The organism is Arsenicicoccus dermatophilus, from assembly GCF_022568795.1.
GTDB lineage: Bacteria > Actinomycetota > Actinomycetes > Actinomycetales > Dermatophilaceae > Arsenicicoccus > Arsenicicoccus dermatophilus.
Window position 1 is genome coordinate 2,752,482 of record NZ_JAKZHU010000001.1, and the last position, 14,902, is coordinate 2,767,383.

Genomic DNA, 14,902 nt, shown 5'->3' on the forward strand with positions numbered 1-14,902 from the left:
CGACGCCTTCCAGGCCGCCCTGGACACCGGCCGCTCCTCCCCGACCTGGCCCGGCTGCTCGAGACCGTGGGCCAGGTCTCCGCGATCTCGGTGCCCGCGCCGGACCCGGCCTTCGTCGCCCGGCTCGCCGACCGGCTGCGCGCCGAGGCGATCGCCCCGGCGGCGGGCCCGCACCACGGTCCCTCCGTGGTGCGGGTCCCCCGCGCCTGGCCCAAGGCTCTCGCCGGCGCCGCGGCGGGCGTCATCGTGGCCACCACGGGCCTGGGGGTCGCCTCCGAGCACGCCCTGCCGGGCGACCTGCTGTATGGCGTCCGCGGCGTCGTCGACGGGCTCGAGGTCCAGCTGGCCGGCTCCGACGGGGATCAAGGACGTACGCTGCTGGCCCAGGCCCGGCGGCACATCGGCGACACCGAGACGCTCTCGGGTCGCCCCGAGCCCGAGGTGGACGCCGTGCGGGAGGCGCTGCGCGGCGCGGCGGCCTCGGTGGAGTCCGGCGACGCCAAGCTCTTCCTGGCCTTCGACTCGACCCGGGACCCCAGCCACCTGGTCGTGGTCCGGGACTTCACGTCGTGGTCCGAGCCGGCCCTGCGGCAGCTGCGCCGCAGGCTGCCGGCCGCCGTGTCCGGCGAGCTGGCGTCGCTGGAGTCGGCCGTCGAGTCCGGGGCCACCGAGCTGCGCGCCAAACTGGCCGCGTGCGGGGACGCCTGCAAGGACATCGTGGTGCAGCGCGCCCCCGAGACCGCGAGCACCCCCTCGGCCACCTCCCCCGCAGTCACCCCGACCATCCCGGCCAGCCCGAGCACGGCGCCCCCCGTCACCTCCACCGCCAGCTCTCGACCCCTGCCGACCCCGGTGATCCCGCCCGTGGTGCTGCCGACGACGGAGCCTCCGGCGGGCCCGATCCCGCCCTGGCGCACCGTCCCGGGCCAGGTGCCGACCGCCCCTCCCCCGGTGACCGTGCCGGCGACCCGCGTCCCCCACCCGCCGCGCCCGCCCGCCACCGCGACGGCGACCGTTCCGCCTCCCGCGCCCCCGACCACGACGGCCGCGCCCGAGCCCACCGACCCCGGTCCCAGACCGACCGCGACCACGACCGCGGGGCCCACCGTGGTGCCGCCGACGCCGAGCCCCACCCACACCCACCACTGCCCGCCCGGCTACGTCCGGATCGGTCCCTACTGCATCCGGATGCCGCAGGGACCGGAACAGCTCACGGTGACCGTCGTCCCGCTGCCGCCCGTCCCGGAGACCACCCCGACCACGGGGCCGACCGCGCCCGCGCCCGTGACGCCGGCACCCGAGCCCACAGCCCCTGCACCGTCGCCCCCCGCGCCGTCGCCCCCCAAGCCGACGGCTTCCGTCCCGGTGAGCCCGTCCCCGACGGCGACGTCGACCCCTGTCCTGCCCTCCCCGGCATCGACCGGCTCCCCCGCGCCGGAGCCGGCGCCCACCGGTGTGCCCGCCCCGCCGGCGTCCTCGGCTCCCGCGCCGGAGCCCGAGGCCCCCGAGCCGACGGCACCGCCGACCACCACCGCACCGCCCGCGCAGCCGGCCCCAGGCCTGCCGTCCGCCACCAGCACAGCGACGGACCCCGCTCCCACCGGTCGACCCCGGCCCACCGGTCATCCCGAGCCGGTCGAGCCGGTGGCTCCGGTCTTCGCCGACCGGTGCCTCCCCGGACCGCGGATCGTCACCCTGCCCAAGGTGCACGGCCTCGTCTACTCCTGGGACCGTGCCACCCTGGGGGGTGTCGTCGAGGTCACCGTGCGCGCCCGTCCTCTGCCGGGCCATGTCCTCGCCGACGGGGCCACGAGCACCTGGGGGCGGCTCTACCTGGACTGTGGGCGTCCCTAGCGCCCGCTCCCCGGCGTACGGTCAGCCGAAGAACGCGGACTCCCTGGTCGCCAGCAACCGGTAGAGCGACTCCTGGATGGTCTGTCGGATCTCGTCGGTGAGCCCGAACACCAGCATCGGGTCGTCGGCAGCCTCGGGGCCCAGCTCGTCGGTGGGCACGGGCGGGCCGAACTCGATGATCCACTTGCTGGGCAGCGGGACCAGCCCGAGCAGCCCGAACCACGGCCAGGTGGGGGTCAGCGGGAAGTACGGCTGCCCCAGCAGCTTCGCGAGCGCCGGCACCTGACCGATGATCGGATAGGTCTCCTCGGCACCCACGATGGCGCACGGGACGATGGGGACCTCCGAGCGCAGGGCTGCCGCGACGAAGCCGCCGCGACCGAACCGCTGCAGCCGGTAGCGCTCGCTGAAGGGCTTGCCGACGCCCTTGAAGCCCTCGGGGAAGACGCCCACGACCTCACCGCGGCGCAGCAGCCGCTCGGCGTCGTCGTTGGCCGCGAGGGTGGCGCCGGCCTTGCGGGCGATGTCGCCGACGACCGGCGAGCTGAAGACCAGGTCGGCGCCGAGGAGCCGCAGGTGCCGCGCCGCGGGGTGCTCGTCGTGGATCGCGAGGAGCGTCATGAAGGCGTCCAGGGCGATGGTGCCGGAGTGGTTGGCGACCACCAGCGCGCCTCCCTCGGCGGGGATGTGCTCGATGCCACGCACCTCGACCCGGAACCACTGCCGATAGAGCGGACGCAGGACGGGCAGGCAGGCGTGCCGCAGGAAGTCCTCGTCGAAGCCGAACTCGTCCACCTCGTAGTCGCCGGTCACCCGGCGGCGCAGGAAGCCCAGGACCTCGGCGATCTGCACCTCGGCGTCCTCGGGGGACAGCTGCGCCAGGGCGGCGGCGCCGCGCAGCACCTGGACGAGGGCGTCCACGGCTGCGTCGAGGTCGAAGGCACCGCCCAGGGGCGAGGTCGCACCCGGCACCCCCGACCGCCGGGGCGGGACGCGATCGCTGATGGGGACGCCGGTCATGGACGCGCTCCTGGGGTGGTGGCGGGATCGGGGCGCAGACCCACGGCGGCCAGCACCGTGTCGACCTGGTGGAGGCCGGTCCGGGCCAGGTCGACCCCGGGGACGGTGAGGGTGGCGCTGCGCGCGAAGGACTCGAAGGCCTGACGGGTCGTCCAGGTGGGCTCGAAGGCGAGGCGCTCCCGCATCAGCCGGGTGTCCACCACGCGGCCGTAGGCCAGCTGCTGCAGCTGGCCCTCCGGGAGCTCGGCCATGCGGGACCAGCGAAAGGCTCGGCGCAGGCTCCCCTCGGCCGCCAGCAGCGTGGGGACGACCGGGCGGCGGACGATGCCCGCGCACTGGCTCACGGTAAGGACCCCGTCGCCGGCGACGTTGGTGGTGCCGACCACGCGCTCGGCGCTGCCGGTGGCCCCGAGGACCATGGCGCGCACGCAGTCGTCCTCGTGGACGAACTGCAGCCGTCCGTCGAAGCCGGCCGGGATCGGCACGAAGGGGAGGCTGAAGTGGTCGGTGAGGCCCGTCGCGATGCTGGGGCCGATGACGTTGGCGAAGCGCAGGACGCCAACCTCCACCTCGGGCCGGCGCCGGGAGAACGCGGCGACATAGGTCTCCACCTCGCAGGAGTCCCGGCCGAAGCCGTTGGCGGTCCGCACCCCGAGCGCCGCCGTCTCGGCGAACACCGCCGGGTCGTGCGGCGAGGCGCCGTAGACCGCGGCCGCCGACTTCACGACCAGGCGGCGGACCGAGGGCGCCTTCTGGCAGGCCGCGAGCAGCTGCATGGTGCCGAGGACGTTGATCTCCTTCTGGGACGCACGCCCACCCGCCGCCGTGGGCGTCGCGATGACGCCCATGTGGACGACCGTGTCCACGGCATACCGCTCCACCAGCCGAGCCACCACCGGGTTGCGCAGGTCCGCCCGGACGAAGTCGACGCCCGGGAGCGGGCGGGCAGGCGGGACCACGTCGATGCCCACGACCTGGCCCACGTCCTCGCGGGCGGCGAGCGCCGTCGCGGTGAGGCCCCCCAGCAGCCGGGACACGCCCGTGACGAGCACGACGTCGGGCACGGCAACCTCCTGCTGACCGGCGAGTAGCGGTGCCCCGAGCCTAGGTGAGCGCCGGGTAGGACGCACGACCAGGCACCGGGGAGGACGAGCAGGGCCTCCGACCGGTGTGGTCGAAGGCCCTGGGCGCTCACTTCTTGTTGCGGCGCTGGTGGCGCGTCTTGCGAAGCAGCTTGCGGTGCTTCTTCTTGGCCATGCGCTTGCGGCGCTTCTTGATCACGGAACCCATAGGTCGTCCTTCGTCGGGCAGGTGGAGAGAATCCGTCCCAGCCTACCGCCTGGCCGGTGGGCTCGACCAATCCGCTTCCCGGGCCGACGCCCCTCAGGCCGTCTCGGTGAAGGCGCGGGAGAGGTACTCGTCGACCGCCTGCTCGGGCACCCGGAAGGAGCGGCCGACGCGCACGGCCGGCAGCTCGCCGCTGTGCACCAGCCGGTAGACCGTCATCTTCGACACCCGCAGGCGGGCCGCCACCTCGGCCACCGTGCAGAAGGTGACGCCCTCGAAGGGACGTGCAGCCGTCATCGTTGTCTCGCCTTCCTGGCGCACCGGGCGTCGTCGGCAGAACCCGTCGAGGCGCCACCCGTGAGCTGCTGCGACTGTAGGCGCCTGAGGGATCCCCGAGAACGGCGCCGGCAGCAGATTCACCCATGCTGTCCAGCCGACACGCCGTGGCGGACGTCTCGGTCCGGCATACGACGTCGTCCGATCAGTCGACCCAGACGTCCAGGCCGTGCAGGGGGAAGACCGCCTCGCGGGTCTGCATCACCGCCCGGTCGACCGGGTCCTCCGGGTCGTAGCCCGACTCCCACCCGCGCCACCAGACGATCCCACCCTCGGCGATGCCGTCGCTCATGGTCTCCGGCCCGGGTCGGCCGTGCCGCTCCTGGACATAGCTGCGCCAGGCCGCCGGCGTGGGGGTGTCCAGCCGCAGCGGGTGGTGCGCCGCGATGGCGGTCAGGTGGGTCCAGGCCCGGGGCACCACGTCGACGACCTCGTAGCCGCCACCGCCCAACGCCACCCAGCGGCCATCGCAGACCTCGTGGGACAGCCGGTGCAGCCCCTCGAAGGCCTGCCGCTGCGCGTCCACGGAGATGGCCAGGTGAGCCAGCGGGTCCTGGAAGTGCGAGTCGCACCCCTGCTGGGTCACCAGGACGTCGGGGGCGAACGCTCGGACGAGCGGGTCGACCACCGCGTTGATCGCGCGCAGCCAGGCGGCGTCCCCCGTGCCCGGCGGGAGGGCGACGTTGACCGCCGTGCCGTCGGCGGCCGGACCGCCCGTCTCCCGCGCGAAGCCGGTGCCCGGGAACAGCACCCGGCCGGTCTCGTGGACGGAGATCGTCATCACCCGCGGGTCGTCCCAGAAGCAGCGCTCGACCCCGTCGCCGTGGTGCACGTCGACGTCGACGTAGACCACCCGCTCGGCGCCGTGCTCGAGCAGCCAGTGGATCCCCACCGCCGCGTCGTTGTAGATGCAGAAGCCGGCCGCCCTGTCGGGCATCGCATGGTGCATCCCGCCGCAGAAGTTGACCCCGTGGCGGGCCCGCCCCTCCCAGACGTCCTGGCACACCGCGAGGGTCCCGCCCGCGATCCGGGCGGCCGCCTCGTGCATGCCAGGGAAGGCCGGGTCGTCCTCGGTGCCCACGCCATACGCCTGGTCGGCCTGGCTCGGGTCCTCCCCGGCCGCCCGCACGGCCGCGATGTAGTCCGCCGAGTGCACCCGGGCGAGGGTCTCGTCGTCGGCCACCGGAGGGTCGACCAGCTCCACGTCGTCGTGGGCGAAGACACCGAGCTCCTCGCACAGGCGCGCGGTCAGGTCGAGGCGCACCGGGCTCATGGGATGGTCGGGCCCGAAGTCGTAGCGCGTGAAGCTCTGGTCCCAGACCACTCTCGTCGGCAGCGACATGCCCTCGACCGTACCCGCGGCGCGGCCGGGCGGCGCGACGAAGGCGACAGCCCGCGCGTCAGGCGGGGGCCACCGGCCGGCTCAGCGCAGGGACGTGCTGGCGACCGCGCCCGGGTCGTCCGCGAGGGGGAGGATCATCATCATCTCGTCCTCGTCGGCGTCCTCGGGGGACTCGCCCAGGGCCACCATCGGGCGCCGGGTGTCGGTGACCCGGAAGCCGTAGGAGCTGGCGAAGGCGACCGCCACACCGTTGTCGGTGCCCACCCAGTAGGCCAGGTGACGGCAGTCCATGCTGCGGGCGATGCCGGCGGCGGCGCGGACCAGCTCGGCGCCGACCCCCTTGCCACGAGCCTGCGGGCTCACCCACATCCCGAAGAACTCGGCCATCGCGTCGTCCGTGCCCTCGCGCGGCGCCTGCGCCCGCACCGAGCCGACCCCGACCTGCTTGCCGTCCAGCTCGGCGAGCAGTCGCGTCGCCCGCTGCATCCGCTCGTGCCAGGCCTGGTCACCCCAGGCGGACTCGGCCTCGAAGGTCGCGGCGAAGGCCTCCGGGGACTCCTGCAGCGACGCCAGCCGGAAGCTCTTGTAGAGCTCCCAGTCGTTGTCGGTCAGCACGCGCACGGTCAGCTCGGTCATGACTAGATCCTCGCACGGAGGGTCTGCACCCTGCCACAGCAGGGAGTGCTCAGCGCCCCAGCTCCGCCGACCGCTCGGCGGCCCGGCGCACGGCGGCCACGAACGCCGCCCGCACCGCGCGGTCGTCGAGCTCGGCCAGGCCGGCCATGGTGGTCCCACCCGGCGAGGAGACCCGCTCGCGCAGGACGGTGGCGCTGTCCTCGCCCTGGGCCAGCATGGTGGCCGCCCCGAGGAGGGTCTGGTGCGCCAGCGTCACCGCCACGTCACGGGGCAGACCCATGAGTACGCCGCCCTCGGCGAGCGCCTCGGCGACGTAGAAGACATAGGCCGGCCCCGAGCCCGACAACCCGGTGACGGCGTCGAGGTGCTTCTCGGGGAGGGTGAGCACGTGCCCGGAGGGGGCGAGCACGGCTGCGGCCAGGGCGGACCGGGCGGGCGAGCACGCCGACCCGGGGGCCAGCACCGCCATCCCCTCCCCCACGAGGGCGGGGGTGTTGGGCATGACCCGGACGACCGCCGCGCCCTCGGGCAGTGCGTCCTCCAGCGCGGCCAGGGGGACCCCGGCGGCGATGCTCACGACGAGGTCGTCCTCGCCCAGGTGCTCCCCGATCTCGGCGAGGACCCCGGCCACGTCCGCGGGCTTGACGGCGACCACGTGGATCGCGGCGTCCGGCGCGGCCTCGGCCGCCCGCGACGCCGTGCGCACGGCATACCGCTGCCGGACCCGCTCGAGAGCCGGTCCGTGGGCGTCCACCGCGATGACCTGCGAGGCCGGGTGGCCACCCGTCACCAGGGCGACGAGCAGCGCGGAGCCCATCGCCCCGGCGCCGTAGAACGCGACCGTGCGCGTCCCCAGGTCCTGCGGGTCCTCAGCCATCTCGAGCCCTTTCAGGTATGCCGGTCCAGGTCCGACGGTCAGCGACGGGTGAGCAGGGAGCGGAGGAAGAAGGTGACGTTGGTGGGACGCTCGGCCACCCTTTGGACGAGATAGGAGTACCACGACGGGCCGTAGGGGACGTAGACCCGCATCCGCATCCCGCGGTCGGCGAGCGAGGTCTGCTCCAGGGGGCGGATGCCGAGGTACATCTGGTGCTCGTAGTCGCGCGGGCCCCGGCCGGTCACCTGGGCGAGCCGCTCGGCCAGGTCGGTGAGGCGCGGGTCGTGGGTCGCGACCATGGGATAGCCGTTGCCGCGCATGAGGATCGCGAGGCAGCGGGCATAAGACCGGTCGACGTCCGGCGCCGCGTCGAAGGTCCCCCGCTCGTGCAAGGTGTAGGCGCTCTTGACCAGCCGCACCCGCGCCCCGGCCCCGGCGAGCCGCTCGCAGTCCCCCTCCGCACGCAGCAGCGCCGCCTGGACGGTCACCCCCACGGTCGGCAGGTCGGCGCGCAGGGCGTCGGCGATCCGCATGGTCGCCTCGACCGAGTCCAGCCCCTCCATGTCCAAGGTGGTCTCCACGCCGGCGTTGTGGGCCGCCCGGACGACCCGGCGCAGCTGGGTGAGCGCGAGCTCCTGACCGGTGGTCTGGTCGAGCCGGCCGAAGGCTGCGGGTCGCACGCTCAGCTCGAACCGCCGGCCGCGGGTCAGCCCCCGCTCGCGTGCCTGCTCGACGAGCCGGAGGTGCTCGACGACGGTGGCGTCGCTGTTGGCCCGGGTGTCGGCGTCGGGCCCGAGGTAGGCGACGGTGACGTCCCGCCCGGTCTCCATCAGGTCGCGCGAGGCGTCCACGGCCGTCCGCGTGGTGTCGCCCGCGATGTAGCGGGCGAGCACCTCACGGGTGCCGGGCGACTCCTCGATGACGGACTGGACGCGGTGGACGCGGGCCAGCCGCAGCGAGGCCAGGCGCAGGGAGTCGGCGGGGTCGAGCATGGCGCCCAGGCTAGACCGTCAGGGGGTCCGCCGACGCAGGGTGGCTGCTCCCAGGACGATCGCGGCGACCACGAAGGCCGCCATGACGGCGATGTCACGCCAGACGTCGCCGGCGCCGTCGGACCGACGGCTGATCGTCTGCATGGCGTCGACGGCATGGCTCAGCGGCAGGACGTCGCTGACCCGGTGCAGGACCTCCGGCATCCGGTCGCGCGGCGTCAGCAGCCCGCAGAGCAGGAACTGGGGCAGCACGAACGCCGGCATGAACTGCACGGCCTGGAACTCCGTCGTGGCGAAGGCCGAGACGAAGAGCCCGAAGGTGCTGCCGAGGACCGCGTCCACGACCGCGACGAGCACCAGCATGCCCAGGGAGCCCTGGACGTCCAGGCCGCACACCCACACCGCGAAGGCCGTGGCGACCAGTGCCTGCAGGAGGGCGAACAACCCGAAGGCGAGGGCGTATCCGGCGAGGAGGTCGCCCTTGCCCAGGGGAGTGGTCCACAGCCGCTCCATCGTGCCGGAGGACCGCTCGCGCAGGGTCGTGATGCTCGTGACGATGAACATCACGACGAAGGGGAAGACCCCGAGCAGGGCCGGTCCCACCAGGTCGAGGACGGGTCCGCCGTCGAAGACCCAGGCCAGCAGCCCCATGAGCACGCAGGGGACGAGCAGCAGGAGGGCGACCGTGCGCCGGTCGGAGACGATCTGGGCCAGGATGCGACGCGCGGTGACCGCGGTGAGGCGGGGGTTCATGACTGCTCCCGCCGTATGTCGGTGCGCGGGGTGCCGACCCGCGGGGCAGACCGGGCGTCGCGCACCCCGCCCCCGGCGTCGGCCCGGTCGATGAGGGCGAGGAAGGCCTGCTCTGCGTCGTCGGCGCCGGTGGCGGCGAGGAGCTCGGGACAGGTCGCGTCGGCGAGGATCCGGCCGTCGCGGATCAGGACGAGCCGGTCGCAGCGGGCGGCCTCATCCATGACGTGGCTGGAGACGAGCAGCGTGGCGCCCTGGGCGGCGAGCCGGTGGAAGAGCTCCCACAGGTCGCGGCGCAGGACCGGGTCGAGCCCGACGGTCGGCTCGTCGAGGACGAGCAGCCGGGGGCGGCCGACCAGCGAGCAGGCCAGGGAGGCCCGGCCGCGCTGGCCGCCGGACAGGGCACCGGCGGTGTCGTCGGCGTGGCTGGTGAGGTCGACCAGGTCCAGGACCCGGTCGACCTCGGCCTCGACGTCCGGTGCCCCGAGCAGGCGCGCGAAGTAGGTGACGTTGGCGCGGACGGACAGGTCGTCGTAGATGCTGGGCGCCTGCGTGGTGTAGCCCACCTCGCGGCGCAGGGCGGGCGAGCCGGCCGGCCGGCCGAGGACGAGGACCTCCCCGCCGTGGATGACCTGCACGCCGACGACGGCGCGCATCAGGGTGGACTTCCCCCCGCCGGAGGGGCCGAGGAGGCCGACGACCTGCCCCGTGGGCACCTGGAGGTCGAGGCCGTGGAGGACCTCGCGGGGGCCGCGGCGCACGACCAGCCCCCGGACGTCGATGGCCAGGTCGCCCCGGGGCTCGGCAGCGGCACGGTCCGGCGAGGTCGCGGTGGCCTCAGACATCGAGGCGGAAGGCGAGGTCGAGGAGGTCGGACGTCGGCCTCGCATCACGACTCCTGATGTTTCATCATGTGATGAATTTAGCGCGCAGGTGGCGGCGCCACAAGAGGTCTCGGTGCGTCACCGGTCCAGGTAGCGCTGGATCGAGGGGGCGAGGTCGGCGACCAGCTGCTCCGGGTCCGCGTCGGCCACTCCCGGCAGCCCGATGACGTAGCGCAGGAACGCCACCCCCACCATCTGGGACCCGACCAGCGCCGCGCGGCGCTGCGTCTCCTCCGGGCCCCGCAGGGGCGATCCCGCCGGGCGAGCCTCGGCGATCCGCCCGAAGACCTCGGCCACCACGAACTCCCGCAGCACCGTCGCCGCCGCGTCGTGGGTCGCCGCCGCCCGCAGGAGCGCCGCCATCCGCGGGCGACCCTCCGGCGAGTCCCACACGGCCAGGAAGTGCCGGACCAGCGACTCGCCCAGCCGGTCGTGCGGGGCCTGCAGGATCTCGTCCACCACGTCGCGCGGGTTGACCGGCAGCTCCATCGTCGCCGCGAACAGCCCCGGCTTGCCCTCGAAGTAGTGGTGGACCAGGGCAGGGTCGACGCCCGCAGCCCGCGCGACGGCGCGCAGGGACGTGCCGTCATACCCCCGCTCGGCGAACTCGGTCCGCGCCGCCTCGACGATGTCGGCGCGCGCGTCCTCCCCGGCCGGGCGAGGTCCCCGCGGGCTCACGCGCCCTGCCGCCCCAGGTGACGACGCGCGAAGTCGAGGGACTCCGCGAGGTCCACGAGCCGCTGCCTGGCGTCCCCCTTGCGGGTGCTCACCTCGACCACCACGTCCCCCGTGAAGCCGGTGGCGGTGAGGTGCTCCAGCAGCTCCTTGACCGGCTGCGAGCCCCGCCCCGGCACCAGGTGCTCGTCCAGCGCCGACCCCAGGCCGTCGGTGAGGTGGACGTGATGCAGCCGGTCACCGAGTGCCTGGGCCATCTCCAGGGAGTCCTCCAGCGCCGTCGCCGCGTGCGACAGGTCCAGGGTCACGTGGTCGTAGGGCTGCTCGACCGGGTCCCAGTGCGGCAGATAGGCCTGCACCAGGCGCTGGCCGGCGCGCCAGGGATACATGTTCTCCACCGCGATGGTGATGCCCGTCTCGTGCTCGCGCACAGCCACGCCCTCGACGAACTCCCGCGCGTAGACCCGCTGCCAGCGGAAGGGCGGATGCACCACCACCGTCTCGCAGCCCACGGCCCGCGCCAGCTCGATGGACAGGTCGATCTTGGGCCAGGGCTCGGCGTGCATCACCCGCTGGGTGAGCAGCAGCGTCGGGGCGTGGATCGAGACCACCGGGATGCCGTGCCGCTGCACCAGCGCGTCGAGCGCGGCGGCGTCCTGGGACACCGGGTCGGTGTAGACCATCACCTCGACGCCGTCGTAGCCCAGCTCCGCGGCGATCCGGAAGGCATCAGCCACCTTGGCGGGATAGACCGAGGAGGTCGACAGGGCGACGCGAGGACGAGCAGGAGCCGAGGTCACGGCGCGAGCCTAGCGCCCGGCCCCAGAACCGGTGGACTCCCGGGTCGTCGATCAGCCGGTATGCCGGGGAGCTCCCGGCATGCACCCCGATCTCACCCCCTGCGCAGGGTCACTCCATCCGCATCAGGTCCAGCTCGTTGAGGATCACGCCCTCGCGCAGCGCCCACGGGCAGATCTCCAGCCGCTCGATCCCGAGCAGGTGCATCGCCGACTCGGCCACCAGGGCACCGCCGAGCAGCTGCTGGGCCCGGCCGGCGGAGATGCCGGGAAGCTCCCGGCGCTGCGCGACGGTCATCCGCGCCAGACGCGGGACGAGCTCGGCGAGCGCGTCGTGCTCCAGGTGCCGGCGCACCTGGAGCCCCTCGCTGGAGGGCGCCGCACCGAGGACCCGGGCCAGCGAACGCATCGTCTTGGAGGTCCCCACGGCCAGGTCCGGCTCGCCGGCCTTGGCGATGTCCCGCAGCCCGCGGGCGATGGTGGCACGCACGTGCTTGCGGGCCTCGCGGACCTGCGCCTCCAGCGGCGGATCGCCCTGCAGGAGGTTGCGCGTGACCCGACCGGCCCCGAGCTCGAAGGACCGCGCCACGTCCGGGTCCTCGTCCAGACCGGTGGCGATCTCCAGCGAGCCACCCCCGATGTCGATCATCGTCACCCGCCCGCTGGACCAGCCGAACCACCGGCGGACCGCCAGGAAGGTCATCCGCGCCTCGTCCTCGCCGGACAGGACCTGCAGCTCGGCGCCGGTGCTCCGGCGGACCATCTCCAACACCTCGTCACCGTTGCCCGCCTCGCGGATCGCGCTGGTCACGAAGCCCGTGAGCCGCTCCACACCCTCGTCCTCGGCCATCTGCAGGCACTCCGCGCAGAAGCGTTCCAAGGCCTGGACCGTCGGGGCGTCCACGTGACCCGCGTCGTCGATGTGCTCGGAGATGCGCAGCTCGACCTTGTGGCTGATCGCGGGAAGCGGGCGGCCACCCCAGTGAGCGTCGACGACGAGCATGTGGACGGTATTCGACCCGATGTCGATCACTCCGAGACGCATGGTGACGAGGGTAGCCCCCGCCTGCCGGGGCCGCCGGGCGACGGGCCCTATCGTGGTCGGGTGCCCGAGACCCCCCTGGACGTGCCCCGCACCTGGATCGAGTTCCCCGATCCCGCCGACGCCGAGCAGCGCTTCCGGTGCGACCTGACCTGGCTCACGTCTCGGTGGACCTGCATCTTCGGGGACGGGTGCCCAGGGATCTACGAGGAGCGGCCCGACGACGGATGCTGCACCCTCGGAGCACACTTCACCGACGAGGAGGACGTGGCGCGGGTGCGCCGGGTGGCCTCGCAGCTGACCGACGACCGCTGGGAGCTGCGGCCCGTCGGGGTGACGACGGGAGGCGCGGGGCAGACCGGCGACGGTGAGGCCGCCGACGGGGTCGAGGAGTCGCTGCCGGCCTGGCTGGACCGGGAGGACGGCGACCTCAAGACGCGCGTCGTCGACGGGGCCTGCATCTTCCTCAACCGCCTGGGATTCCCTGGCGGACAAGGCTGCTCGCTGCACCAGTGGGCGATCGCGCAGGGGGAGGCACCCCACACCGTCAAGCCCGACGTGTGCTGGCAGCTGCCCATCCGCCGCAGCTACCGCACGGTCGAGATGCCCGACGACACCAGCTATCTCGAGGTGTCGATCGGCGAGTTCGACCGCCGCGGCTGGGGACCCGGCGGGCACGACCTGGACTGGTACTGCTCCGGCAACCCCGAGGCGCACGTCGGACGCGAACCGGTCTATCGCAGCGCCGAGGGCGAGCTGCGCGAGCTGATGGGCGATCTCGCGTACGACGAGCTCGTGATCCGGTGCGAGGCCCACCTGGCGACCGTGCGCGCCGCCCGCTCGACGGGGGCGCGCACGCTGCTCCCGCTGCTCGTCCACCCCGCCACCCTGGCCGCCCAGGGCGAGAGCGCCGTGACCCGCAAGCCCGTGCGCGACCGGAGAGCTCGATGACCGCGATCCCCTCCCCCAACATCTGGGAGGACCCGGACGGCTACGAGCTGGAGAACCGCGGCGTCGATCCCGAGGGCGCCGTCGAGGCAGCCATGCTGCGGGTGCTCGGGCGCGACGGCGGGACACCGTTGGCCGACCACGACCTGCTCGACATCGGCTGCGGAACTGGCTACCACCTGCCGCGGTTCGCGTCGATGGGGGCGAAAGTCGTCGGCGTGGAGCCGCATCCGCCGCTGGTGACGCGAGCTCGGGCACGGGTGGCGGAGATTCGCGACGCCGCGGTGCGCGACCGGATCGAGGTGCGCGCGGGGGGCGCCCAGGCCCTGCCGCTCCCCGACCGGTCCGTCGACGTGGCGCACGCCCGGTGGGCGTACTTCTTCGGGGCCGGGTGCGAGCCCGGGCTGGCCGAGCTGGATCGCGTCATGCGACCCGGGTCCACGGCCTTCGTCATCGACAACGACGCGACCCGGTCGACCTTCGGCGGGTGGTTCACCCGGGCCTGGCCGACGTACGACCCGCTGGCAGTCGAACGTTTCTGGCGACGCCACGGCTGGTCCGCGGAGCGGGTGGACATGCGCTGGGCGCACGCCACCCGGGCAGACCTGGAGCAGGTCGTGCGGCTGGAGTTCGCGCCCGAGGCAGCCGACCGGATCCTCGCCGGGCACGACGGCACCGAGGTCAACTATGCCGTGAACCTCTGGCACCGCAGCTGGTGACCACCGGCGCCGAGGGCCTGGTGGACGTGGGAGGGGGTCACGACACCGGAGCGGACCCGGTCGGGGCGGACCCGGTCGGGGCGGACCCGTGGCGGCGCCAGGCGGCGAGCGCGGCATCCACGCTGTCCGCGCGAGGCTCGAGGGCGGACACCTCGGCGAGGGCGAACCACTCGGCCCGGTCCGTCGTCCCACCGACCTCCTGCACGCCGAGGACCCCGCCGGTGATGCGGGCCTCGAAGACCACCCGCACAGCCTTGTAGGGGCGGGCGCCGACTTCTCGCCATACCCGATGGGTCGTCGTGAGCGGGCGGCCCAGCTCGACCGTGTGCCCGGTCTCCTCCTGGCACTCGCGGACGACCGCCTGCTCGCAGGACTCGTCCAGCTCGACGCCGCCGCCAGGGAGGGTCCAGCACGGCTGGCGCCCGCCCTGGCCGTTGAACCACGTGAGCAGCACCCGGTCACCGTCGACGATGAGGGCGTACGCGGCAAGACGGGTGTCGTACTCGGTGAAGTGCATGGTCGGACGCTATCCCGCGCCGTAGGCGCCCGGTGGGTCAGCCCGCCGCGCTCGGCCGTTCTCGCTCCGTGGAGGCGGCTGGGTCACTCGGGCGACATCCCTTGCATATCGAACATGGTTTCGAGAAGGCTGAGCGGGTCGAGCACAGGTGTGCGACGGCGCGGTGTGACGACGTGCGGGCCGAGGTCGTGGCGGGTGTCGCGTGAGGGTGAGGTCGAGGTGGGGA

Annotated in this window: 17 protein-coding genes; 3 read left to right on the forward strand and 14 right to left on the reverse strand. The window is 73.9% G+C overall.

The window, feature by feature from the left end; genetic code table 11:
• The first annotated feature begins 66 nt into the window (after positions 1-66).
• Positions 67-1,854 carry a hypothetical protein gene (locus MM438_RS16400; protein WP_277627973.1) on the forward strand — a complete coding sequence of 596 codons (1,788 nt, stop codon included), beginning with the start codon at positions 67-69 and terminating at the stop codon, positions 1,852-1,854.
• A 21-nt stretch (positions 1,855-1,875) separates the two neighbouring features.
• On the opposite strand, the gene MM438_RS12770 is transcribed toward MM438_RS16400, so the two are convergent.
• From MM438_RS12770 to MM438_RS12830, 13 genes are all read right to left on the reverse strand, one after another.
• Entirely contained in the window at positions 1,876-2,874 is a 999-nt protein-coding gene (locus MM438_RS12770) for a lysophospholipid acyltransferase family protein (RefSeq protein ID WP_241452993.1), read from the reverse strand.
• A complete protein-coding gene (locus MM438_RS12775) occupies positions 2,871-3,938 on the reverse strand; it encodes an NAD-dependent epimerase/dehydratase family protein (protein ID WP_241452994.1) in 1,068 nt (355 codons plus the stop codon). Before MM438_RS12775 ends, MM438_RS12770 begins: the two co-directional genes overlap by 4 nt.
• Positions 3,939-4,065: 127 nt before the next feature.
• The gene (locus tag MM438_RS12780; protein WP_003792170.1) at positions 4,066-4,164 is read right to left on the reverse strand and encodes a 30S ribosomal protein bS22; all 99 of its coding nucleotides are present in this window, start codon (positions 4,162-4,164) and stop codon (positions 4,066-4,068) included.
• A gap of 93 nt (positions 4,165-4,257) precedes the next feature.
• A complete protein-coding gene (locus MM438_RS12785; protein ID WP_241452996.1) occupies positions 4,258-4,458 on the reverse strand; it encodes a helix-turn-helix domain-containing protein in 201 nt (66 codons plus the stop codon).
• A gap of 184 nt (positions 4,459-4,642) precedes the next feature.
• Positions 4,643-5,839 (reverse strand): acetoin utilization protein AcuC, encoded by a 1,197-nt coding sequence (locus MM438_RS12790; protein ID WP_241452998.1) that lies wholly within the window; start codon positions 5,837-5,839, stop codon positions 4,643-4,645.
• Positions 5,840-5,920: 81 nt separating this feature from the next.
• The gene (locus MM438_RS12795; RefSeq protein ID WP_241452999.1) at positions 5,921-6,475 is read right to left on the reverse strand and encodes a GNAT family N-acetyltransferase; all 555 of its coding nucleotides are present in this window, start codon (positions 6,473-6,475) and stop codon (positions 5,921-5,923) included.
• 49 nt (positions 6,476-6,524) lie between these two features.
• The gene (gene proC / locus MM438_RS12800; RefSeq protein WP_241453001.1) at positions 6,525-7,352 is read right to left on the reverse strand and encodes a pyrroline-5-carboxylate reductase; all 828 of its coding nucleotides are present in this window, start codon (positions 7,350-7,352) and stop codon (positions 6,525-6,527) included.
• 38 nt (positions 7,353-7,390) lie between these two features.
• Positions 7,391-8,344 carry a proline dehydrogenase family protein gene (locus MM438_RS12805; RefSeq protein WP_241453003.1) on the reverse strand — a complete coding sequence of 318 codons (954 nt, stop codon included), beginning with the start codon at positions 8,342-8,344 and terminating at the stop codon, positions 7,391-7,393.
• Between the two features lie 18 nt (positions 8,345-8,362).
• On the reverse strand, positions 8,363-9,097 hold the full coding sequence (locus tag MM438_RS12810) for an ABC transporter permease (RefSeq protein ID WP_241453005.1): 735 nt from the start codon (positions 9,095-9,097) through the stop codon (positions 8,363-8,365).
• Positions 9,094-9,939 carry an ABC transporter ATP-binding protein gene (locus MM438_RS12815; RefSeq protein ID WP_241453007.1) on the reverse strand — a complete coding sequence of 282 codons (846 nt, stop codon included), beginning with the start codon at positions 9,937-9,939 and terminating at the stop codon, positions 9,094-9,096. Before MM438_RS12815 ends, MM438_RS12810 begins: the two co-directional genes overlap by 4 nt.
• 117 nt (positions 9,940-10,056) lie before the next feature.
• Positions 10,057-10,656, reverse strand: a complete 600-nt coding sequence (locus MM438_RS12820; RefSeq protein WP_241453009.1) for a TetR/AcrR family transcriptional regulator — start codon at positions 10,654-10,656, stop codon at positions 10,057-10,059.
• Positions 10,653-11,453 (reverse strand): sugar phosphate isomerase/epimerase family protein, encoded by an 801-nt coding sequence (locus tag MM438_RS12825; protein WP_241453011.1) that lies wholly within the window; start codon positions 11,451-11,453, stop codon positions 10,653-10,655. The genes MM438_RS12820 and MM438_RS12825 overlap by 4 nt, the downstream gene beginning before the upstream one ends.
• 109 nt (positions 11,454-11,562) lie before the next feature.
• On the reverse strand, positions 11,563-12,495 hold the full coding sequence (locus tag MM438_RS12830) for a Ppx/GppA family phosphatase (protein ID WP_241453013.1): 933 nt from the start codon (positions 12,493-12,495) through the stop codon (positions 11,563-11,565).
• 60 nt (positions 12,496-12,555) lie between these two features.
• On the opposite strand from MM438_RS12830, the gene MM438_RS12835 reads away from it, so the two are divergent.
• Together MM438_RS12835 and MM438_RS12840 are read left to right on the forward strand one after the other, a co-directional pair.
• On the forward strand, positions 12,556-13,443 hold the full coding sequence (locus tag MM438_RS12835) for a DUF3109 family protein (RefSeq protein ID WP_241453015.1): 888 nt from the start codon (positions 12,556-12,558) through the stop codon (positions 13,441-13,443).
• Complete coding sequence (locus MM438_RS12840; protein ID WP_241453017.1) at positions 13,440-14,159, forward strand: class I SAM-dependent methyltransferase; 720 nt, start codon at positions 13,440-13,442, stop codon at positions 14,157-14,159. The genes MM438_RS12835 and MM438_RS12840 overlap by 4 nt, the downstream gene beginning before the upstream one ends.
• A gap of 37 nt (positions 14,160-14,196) precedes the next feature.
• Here MM438_RS12840 and MM438_RS12845 read toward each other — a convergent pair whose 3' ends face one another.
• Positions 14,197-14,676, reverse strand: a complete 480-nt coding sequence (locus tag MM438_RS12845) for an NUDIX hydrolase (protein ID WP_241453019.1) — start codon at positions 14,674-14,676, stop codon at positions 14,197-14,199.
• Positions 14,677-14,902 lie beyond the last annotated feature (226 nt).